General features: G+C 70.5%; 1 protein-coding gene. It reads right to left on the minus strand.

Annotated features, from left to right (window positions below):
* The coding region (locus tag ACFY0P_RS52065) for a beta-ketoacyl synthase N-terminal-like domain-containing protein (RefSeq protein ID WP_388929519.1) at positions 1 to 3041 on the minus strand (3041 nt) is incomplete at both ends.

Genomic DNA, 3041 nt, shown 5'->3' on the forward strand with positions numbered 1-3041 from the left:
AGTTCTTCGGCGACGGTTTGGAATTGGTCGAGGATGGGGTTCATGTGGGGGGAGTGGAAGGCGTGGCTGACGTGGAGCTTGCGGGTGCGTCGGCCGCGTTCCCGCCACAGCTCGGCGAGTTCGGTGACTTTGTCCTTGTCGCCGGAGAGGACGATGGACCGTGGGCCGTTGATGGCGGCGATGGCGATGTGGTCGTCGAGTCCGTTGAGGTCGGCTTGGAGTTCGTCTTCGGTGGCTTCTATGGCGATCATGGTGCCGCCGGGCGGGAGTTGTTGCATGAGGGTGGCGCGGGCGGCGACGAGCTTGGCGGCGTCCTGGAGGGTGAGGACGCCTGCGGCGTGGGCGGCGGAGATTTCGCCGATGGAGTGTCCGGCGAGGTAGTCGGGCTGCACGCCTACGCTGTTGAGGAGTTTGTAGAGGGCGGTGTGGTAGGCGAAGAGTGCGGTCTGGGTGTAGAGGGTCCGTCCGAGGAGTTCGGTGTCGTCGCCGAACATGACCTCACGCAGGGGTTGTTCGAGGTGCGGGTCGAGGAGTGCGCAGACTTCGTCGAGGGCTTCGGCGAAGACGGGGTAGGTGTCGTACAACTCCCGTCCCATGCCGACGCGTTGTGACCCCTGTCCGGAGAACAGGAACGCCACCTTCGGTGCACCGTCCGTCGCTGTCGCCTGGACGAGGTCGCCAGGAGGCCTGGACGCGGCGGTGGCCGCGAGTTTGCTGAGGATCTCGTCGCGGGAGGCGGCGAGGAGAACGGCCCGATGCTGGAAGGCGGTTCGGGTGACCGCCAGAGAGTAGGCGACGTCCGGCAGGGCGAGGTCGGGGCGCGCGGTCAGGAAGTCGTGCAGGCGCGCCGCCTGGGCGACCAGTGCCTCAGGTGTGCGTGCGGACAGCGTCACCGGAACGACGCCGACGGGCTCCGGACGACGGGCAGCGGGTGCGCTGTCGGCGGTCACGGTCACGGTCTCGGTCGCGTCGGACACAGGGGCGCCCTCGGTGCTCTGCGCGTACGCCTCCTCCACGTGCTCCAGCACGACATGGGCGTTGGTGCCGCTGATGCCGAAGGAGGAGACCGCCGCACGGCGCGGGTGGGAGGTGTCGGGCCACGGCGCGGTCTCCTGGACCAGGCTCACCGTGCCGCCCGACCAGTCGACGTGCGGCGTCGGCCGGTCGACGTGGAGTGTGCCGGGGAGCACACCGCGCCGCATGGACTCCACCATCTTGATGACGCCCGCCACGCCCGCGGCGGCCTGGCTGTGGCCGATGTTGCCTTTCACGGAACCCAGCAGGAACGGCTGTTCGGCTGACCGGCCCCGGCCGTACGTGGCGAGGATCGCCTCTGCCTCGATCGGATCACCGAGCGTGGTGCCCGTGCCGTGGGCCTCGATCGCGTCGACGTCGGAGGCGTCCAGCCCGGCGGCAGCGAGGCTACGGCGGATGACCCGTTCCTGGGACGGACCGTTGGGGGCGGTGAGCCCGTTGGACGCGCCGTCCTGGTTGATCGCGGAGCCCCGGACCAGCGCGAGCACGCGGTGCCCGTTGCGCCGGGCGTCGGAGAGGCGTTCCAGCAGCAGGACGCCGGCGCCCTCCGACCACGAGGTGCCGTCCGCGGCCGCGGCGAACGGCTTGCAACGGCCGTCGGCGGCCAGTCCCCGCTGCCTGCTGAACTCCACGAACATGCCCGGGTTGGCCATGACCGTGACACCGCCGGCCAGCGCCAGGTCGCACTCGCCGCCGCGCAGCGCCTGGGCCGCCAGGTGCAGGGCGACCAGGGACGAGGAGCATGCCGTGTCGATCGTGACGGCAGGTCCCTGAAGTCCGAGCGCGTAGGCCACGCGGCCCGAGACGATGCTTGTCGTCGATCCGGTGAGCAGGTGCCCGCCGAGCCCGTCGGCGGCGGCGTGCAGCGAAGGACCGTAGTCCTGTGCGACCGCTCCGACGAACACCCCGGTGGAACTGGTGCGCAGCGCCGTCGGGTCGATACCGGCCCGCTCGACCGTCTCCCACGAGAGTTCGAGCAGCAGTCGCTGCTGCGGATCCATGGCGGTCGCCTCACGCGGACTGATGCCGAAGAAGGCCGCGTCGAACAGGTCGGCGTCGTGCAGGAAGCCACCCTCGCGCGCGTAGGTGCGGCCGGGCCGGTCGGGGTCGGAGTCGAACAGCTCGGGGAGGTTCCAGCCACGGCCGGCAGGGAAGGGAGTGATGGCATCGCGGCCGTCGGCGGCGAACTGCCACAGCTCCTCGGGCGAGTCGACACCGCCGGGGTAACGGCAGCTCATGGCCACGATCGCGATCGGTTCGTCAGCCACGCTCCCCGCCGGGACCGGGCCTTCGTCGTCTTCGGCGTCGAGCAGCTGCGTCCGCAGGTACTGGACCAGCGCCGTCGGGGTGGGATGGTTGAACAGCAGGGTCGGCGCCAGCGGCAGCCCGGTGACCTCCGCCAGATGATCGCGGAACTGCACGCTCGACAGGGAGTCGAAGCCGAGATCCTTGAAGGCGCGGGTTGTTTCGATCGCTTCCGGGGTCACGTGACCGAGCACGATCGCCACGGACGTCCGGACCAGGTCCAGCAACACCGCGTCCCGCTCGGCGTCCCCGATCGGCAGCAGCCGGCGGCGCAGCCCGGCGGTCGAGTCCTGGGCGCTCCCTTCGGCGATCGCGGCGTCCGGGACCGCGGCGCCCTCCTCGGGCGCCGGGGTGTTCCGCCGCACCGGACGGTGTACCGCCGAGGTGTCGAACCAGTGCCTGCTCCGTTGGAACGCGTAGGTGGGCAGCGGCACACGGCGCCCTCCGGGGAACACCGCCGTCCAGTCCACCTCGATGCCATGGACGTGCAGGCCGGTCAGCGCGGTCACGAGATCCGGCCGCTCGGCCGGGAGAACCACGGCCCCGGAAAGGCTCTGCCGTACGAGGGGGGTGAGGGTGGGGGTGGGGGTGAGTTCGAGGTAGGCCGTGGTTCCGGCTTGGTGGAGGGTGTGGATGCCGTGGTGGAAGCGGACGGCTTGGCGGATGTGCTGGGTCCAGTAGTCGGGGGTGAAGTCGTGCAC

Origin of the sequence: Streptomyces sp. NPDC001714 (genome assembly GCF_042892755.1) — a bacterium.
In the GTDB taxonomy this organism is placed as follows: domain Bacteria; phylum Actinomycetota; class Actinomycetes; order Streptomycetales; family Streptomycetaceae; genus Streptomyces.